The sequence below is a fragment of the Chroococcidiopsis sp. genome, assembly GCF_051657925.1.
In the GTDB taxonomy this organism is placed as follows: domain Bacteria; phylum Cyanobacteriota; class Cyanobacteriia; order Cyanobacteriales; family Chroococcidiopsidaceae; genus Chroococcidiopsis.
Genome location: NZ_JBOFLP010000034.1, coordinates 1 through 5,322, shown reverse-complemented (window position 1 = coordinate 5,322; position 5,322 = coordinate 1). Strand labels below are relative to the sequence as shown.

The 5,322-nt window shown below is 45.9% G+C and carries 4 protein-coding genes; 1 reads left to right on the top strand and 3 read right to left on the bottom strand.

The genetic code is table 11. The features are described 5' to 3' along the window. Positions 1–6 precede the first annotated feature (6 nt). The 3 genes from ACRC32_RS02575 to ACRC32_RS02565 all read right to left on the bottom strand — a co-directional run bounded on the left by ACRC32_RS02575 (position 7) and on the right by ACRC32_RS02565 (position 3,699). Positions 7–1,509 carry a hydroxysqualene dehydroxylase gene (locus ACRC32_RS02575; protein ID WP_438552507.1) on the bottom strand — a complete coding sequence of 501 codons (1,503 nt, stop codon included), beginning with the start codon at positions 1,507–1,509 and terminating at the stop codon, positions 7–9. An 8-nt stretch (positions 1,510–1,517) separates the two neighbouring features. Beyond that, a complete protein-coding gene (locus tag ACRC32_RS02570; RefSeq protein WP_438552506.1) occupies positions 1,518–2,867 on the bottom strand; it encodes an FAD-binding oxidoreductase in 1,350 nt (449 codons plus the stop codon). 364 nt (positions 2,868–3,231) lie between these two features. Then, positions 3,232–3,699: a tetratricopeptide repeat protein gene (locus ACRC32_RS02565; RefSeq protein WP_438552505.1), complete on the bottom strand. Its 468-nt coding sequence runs from the start codon at positions 3,697–3,699 to the stop codon at positions 3,232–3,234. 333 nt (positions 3,700–4,032) lie between these two features. Here ACRC32_RS02565 and ACRC32_RS02560 point away from each other — a divergent pair, with 333 nt between their 5' ends. Next, on the top strand, positions 4,033–5,289 hold the full coding sequence (locus tag ACRC32_RS02560; protein WP_438552504.1) for a GTP cyclohydrolase II: 1,257 nt from the start codon (positions 4,033–4,035) through the stop codon (positions 5,287–5,289). The last annotated feature ends 33 nt before the right edge of the window (positions 5,290–5,322 follow it).

Below are 5,322 nucleotides of genomic sequence, written 5' to 3'. Positions count from 1 at the left end.
TTAAAACTATGGTAGCCAAAATTGAGGAAAGATATTGCCCAAATTACGTAATTTCTCGTTAAGCGATCGCATTATCTGAATATGCGGTTCGTCTGCTTCAACGGGAATAATTTCGGCTTTCCTTCCCTTGCCAAATCTTTCTATAACTAAATTTGCTGCTTCTAAACCAGTGACGTAAGCTTTTTCTTGCGACCATGAACCGTGATGGGTAATAATCCAATCACCGCTCATAAATATATTATTTATACTCGTCTTCGCTGGTAACATATTCTGATAGCTACCAGGAGTAAAATGAGTCACGGCTCTAGATAAACGAATTACACTGCGATCGCAAATTTTAGCGGCTCGAAATTCTGGTATGCAAGTTGCTAAATAATCTTGTACCATCTGAACAATTTCCTCATCGCTCATCGGTAGCAGTTGGTTAGCATGATAAAAATCTGCCTCGATTACTGTCTCCGGTACGTCGCGATATTCATCGTGTAAAGCATTGAGATCGAAAAACGTCCAACCTGTGGTAGCATCAAAGCCAAAACAAGCATTGGAAGGACGGGGAATGTGAATTTTGCGATCGCACCATAGCCGAGTGGCTAACACGTCAACCGCACCCAAATTCATCAAATTGCGAAATTCTTTGCGGCTTTGCAGACTAGAACTACCGCTGACAATCTTCTGCATCCCGCTGACTCCGACAGCAAAGATGACAGCATCCGCCTCGAAGACTTCATCCCCACAAACTACAGCTTTTGCCAAACCTTCACTATCGAGGAGAATATCGCTGACGCGACGATTAGGCAGAATTTTTCCTCCCACCTGTTCGATTTGTTCTACCCAAGGACGAAAAATCTTTTCCCCTACCGTACCCCGACACCAAACCACGTCAAAATCTGGTTGGTGCGCCAGGATGAAATAATACAACATCCCCAAAGCCGCAGCCGCAGAACACTGTTCGCCTGGTGCAAATAACCCTACCAGCAGCATCGGTTCAAATGAGTCGCGGTAGAGTCTCGCCGATACGCCGAAATCTTTGAATAGTTCGCGGGCTGTAACTTTATCGTAACGCTGCCAAGCCGCATCGCTATTATCAAAATCTACTACAGCATAGAGTAATGGTAAAGCACTGAGGCGATCGCTTAAAGGTAATCGTTTGAACTGGGTGTAGAGAAAAGTTCCCAGTGGTGTAGGGAGGCGCGGTAAGTCTTGGAAAATTGGCGACTCTACTTCTAATCCAGCAGGCGAATACTGCGAAGAACGAGTAAAAGGCGTAAAAGGATTAATCCCTAATTCTCGTACTAGGGAGAAGATATTGCTGTAAGGATACCAGAAACCGTGAATTCCCGCTTCTACCGATCGCCCGCCTGGAGTTTTCCAACCCGCAACCAAACCCCCAGGATAAGCACCTGCTTCTAACAGCGTCACATTGTACCCTTGTTTTGCTAGGCGATATGTAGCTCCTAATCCAGCCCAGCCAGCACCGACAACAACAACTTTGGGATTTTGAGATTCCATGTAGAAGTCTACGATCGCATCAACGCCTTAATCTTACCTGGATTGAGCAACCCATAGGGATCGACCATTTGTTTGAACTTCATCTGTTCTGGGTCGATAACTTTTCTGCCACCGTCTTCAATAATATATGTATGCGGATTAGCAATGAAAACTCCGTGTTCTTCGTGATAGCGAATAATTTCGTTTAGGCGTTCCTCGGAAGTATATCGCACCAACTGCAAAGCAGCGGGAACAGTTCGACCGCCAACACGGATAAATTCTAAATGCATCATCACCTCATCGCCAAAATAACGATACATATGGTCTACCAATTGTAGAGACGTTACATGTAACGTCTCTACATTGGCGGGAAACAGACTTTGCAAGTAAGTCATGTTGGGATCGGCACTACGAGCGTGTAGAGTGGTATGATTCCAGGTAAATTCTGCCAAGTTGGCACCCTTACCATCCTGTGGCGATCGCTGATAGGTAATACAACCGCCGTATTCTTGTACCAATCCAGGTAATAATTCCAAACTCGATTCAGCCACCATTAACAGTGCTGCGTGAGTTCCATCAGGAATGTACTGACGAATTGCGCCAAAATAACTGGGAATTGACCAAGCAAAAATAGAAATAAGTTTCTTAATCATCCCATCAGCATCGCCCAATGCCTGACCGAAATGGGCAGCCGCCATAAAACTTTCAAAAGTGACAATAACCTCAACCCAAGGGTAAGCCGCACCAAGAGGGATTTCTAATTCCGTGATAATGCCATTAATCCCCCAAGCATGGTTGACTTTGTGGATCTCATCTCCTCGCAGTTCAATTGCACGGGGTTCGTCTTCCATTGTCACGACACGGATAGCATTAATATTACCGCGATCGCGTAATTGTCCGTAATTAATCGAGCCAATTCCCCCACTTCCGCCAGCAATAAACCCGCCAATCGTCGCCGTCCGATAAGTAGAAGGAACCATGCGCATCTCCCACCCCGTCTCTCGCGCTTTCTTATCCAAAGCAGCTAATTTCACCCCTGCTTCTACCCGCGCTACTCCCGACTTGATCCAGCGAATTGCCTGCATCCGCGACATATCCAGAACCACGCCACCGTGGAGGGGTACGCACTGCCCGTAATTACCCGTTCCAGCACCCCGTATCGTTACGGGAACACGGTATTTAACGCAGGTTGTTGCAACCTGGATCACCTCTGCTTCCGTCGTGGGACGGACAACCAAATCCCCCTTTTTCCCATGCAGTTGAGCTTGCAGTATGGGGCTGAAAGTGTGGTAATCCTGAGATAACTTAGCAACTTGGTTAGGATCGCTAATAACTTCAATTCTCTGTAACTCAGCCGTCAGTGCATCCCAATCAATCATAATCAGTTATCAGTTATCAGTTATCAGTTATCAGTTGTCAGTGACTAGTGGCTAGTGGTCAAATCCTTTATCTAGTCAGCAGTCACTAGCCACTTACCAATTACCCATTACCATTCATCTTTAATCGCGCTTTCGTGCCAGTGACGGAGTAGCCAGTCGGATAAGGCACTTAAGCCCACACAACCAAAGCGGCAAAGGTGTTGTTTTTCAACTAACCATAGTCAGCGAGCAGAAACACTAAAGGTTTAAATCCACAAGCAGCAACAATACCAGTACCCAGAGCCAAAGAGCCGTATTGAATGAATTGGCGACGACTAAACTGCTTCACTACTCCCTACTCCCTGCTCGCGCGCTCCCTACTCCCTCACAACTTTGCCGTACATTCCAAAAGCAGCCTTTGATTGTCTATGGCATATGGCTGAATCTTCAATGCTTGGCGAAAAGCACGAATTGCAGGTGAATAATTTGCTAGTGCCATTTGGCATAAACCCAGACCGTGCCAAGCACCAAAATGCATTGAGTTGAGTTTAACGACTGTCTGACAGTCTACCAGTGCTTTTTCATATTGCGCAGTGAAGTAGTATAAAATAGCTCTGCGGTTCCAAGCTTCGGCAAAATCTGGCTGGTCTCGAATAAGTGCTGTCAGGACTGCTTCTGCCTGCGACACTTTTCCAGTCGAGAAAAGAACTTGAGAACGTTGAATGCATTCCCAACCGTAGTCCCCTTTTTGATAAAACCAAGCTCGCCACAGTGCTTCTGTTGCTGCCTGACGCACGACTTCATCAGGATGCTTCAGGTCTTCTAGAAAAGATTGAATAGATGACTCATTCATACGTTTGTTGTCATAGCTAAGTTATTAGTTAAATCGGGTGTTAAAGGCGATCGCGGTATGACTAAGGGTTTTTAACCGTTTCCTTAAATTTTAGAATTAAGCAAGTCCTGCCACATTTTTGTATTTTTTTATACATTGCAATGAAAACTTAGCACCCTGAACCTTAGATTTAACCCAATAGCAGCCAATTTCGTGCTATGGGTTACTATTGAAACCAAAATTCGGTCGCTATAATTGAGGTTTCCCCTTAAGGTTTGCTATTCGTAGCATCTTACTTTGTCTGGTTGCGTCACAGCCCTCTTAACCCCATTAGCAGGTAGAGCATATACAACGATGCAAGAGCGAAAAAGTAGTCCCAGGCATATTATTCTGACTTCTCACCCGAGCAATTTTGGTTCGCAACCTATTCCGATTCGCTGGGGAGACAAAGACCCAATGCAACGGGGTCCGATCGTGGCTACCCTCGCTAACCCAACTCACAGAAATGCGATTGGGACTCATTCAGGAGGTTATGCTGTCTATCGCGCTCTAGCTGTAGCAAGCGGGGTATTGCAAGCAGATCACCGTGCCGATTTAACGAATACTTCGCCGGTCGAACATATTGGTCCTCATCCAAGTTGGTACGACCCGCAGAAAATAGTTTCGCTCGATCCGTTTGGGGCAATGGTAGGAGAAGCATTTGCGTCTTATTACCAAGAAGGATACGATATCAGACCGACGATCGCAATTACAAAAGCGCACGTTTATCTCCCAGAATTACAAGCAGCGGTAGAAAAAGGGCGGTTGGCGATCGATGGCAAGCTGCTCAAATCGAAAGGCGATGTCGTCGTTACTAAAGCAGCGATCGAGCCTGTATGGTATTTACCAGGAATTGCCAAACGATTTCAAATTTCTGAAGCAGACTTGCGCCGTGCCTTGTTCGAGCAAACAGGGGGAATGTTTCCAGAATTAGTGACGCGATCGGATTTAGAAGTATTCCTGCCACCAATTGGCGGAGTCACAGTATATATATTTGGCGATTTGGCAGCAATTACCGATCCCAATCGACCCTTGGCAGTGCGGGTTCACGATGAATGCAATGGTTCCGATGTTTTTGGCAGCGATATTTGTACCTGTCGTCCTTACTTAGTGCATGGAATTGAAGTTTGCATTCAAACAGCACAGGAAGGAGGTGCAGGAGTCATTGTCTACTGTCGGAAAGAAGGTCGGGCATTGGGAGAAGTGACGAAATTTTTAGTTTACAATGCCCGCAAGCGTCAAGAAGGAGGCGATCGCGCTGATGCGTACTTCGCTCGCACGGAATGCGTTGCTGGGGTGCAAGATATGCGCTTTCAAGAGTTAATGCCAGATATATTGCATTGGTTGGGCATTACTCGAATCGAGCGTTTGGTATCGATGAGTAACATGAAATATGAAGCCATCACCAACTCAGGTATTGAAGTTGTCGAGCGAGTGCCAATTCCCGAAGATTTGATTCCCCAAGACGCACAAGTGGAAATTGAGGCGAAAAAAGCCGCTGGTTACTACACTCCAGGCGCGGTACTAGATACGTTAGGATTGGCAGAAATTAAAGGTAGAGAAATGGAATGATGAAGTCGTAAGTCGTAAGTCGTAAGTCGTAAG

Bases quoted from the DNA above. Each gene is read 5' to 3' on its own strand.
- ACRC32_RS02565 (WP_438552505.1), bottom strand. From the start codon at position 3,699: ATGAATGAGTCATCTATTCAATCTTTTCTAGAAGACCTGAAGCATCCT.
- ACRC32_RS02570 (WP_438552506.1), bottom strand. From the start codon at position 2,867: ATGATTGATTGGGATGCACTGACGGCTGAGTTACAGAGAATTGAAGTT.
- ACRC32_RS02560 (WP_438552504.1), top strand. From the start codon at position 4,033: ATGCAAGAGCGAAAAAGTAGTCCCAGGCATATTATTCTGACTTCTCAC.
- ACRC32_RS02575 (WP_438552507.1), bottom strand. From the start codon at position 1,509: ATGGAATCTCAAAATCCCAAAGTTGTTGTTGTCGGTGCTGGCTGGGCT.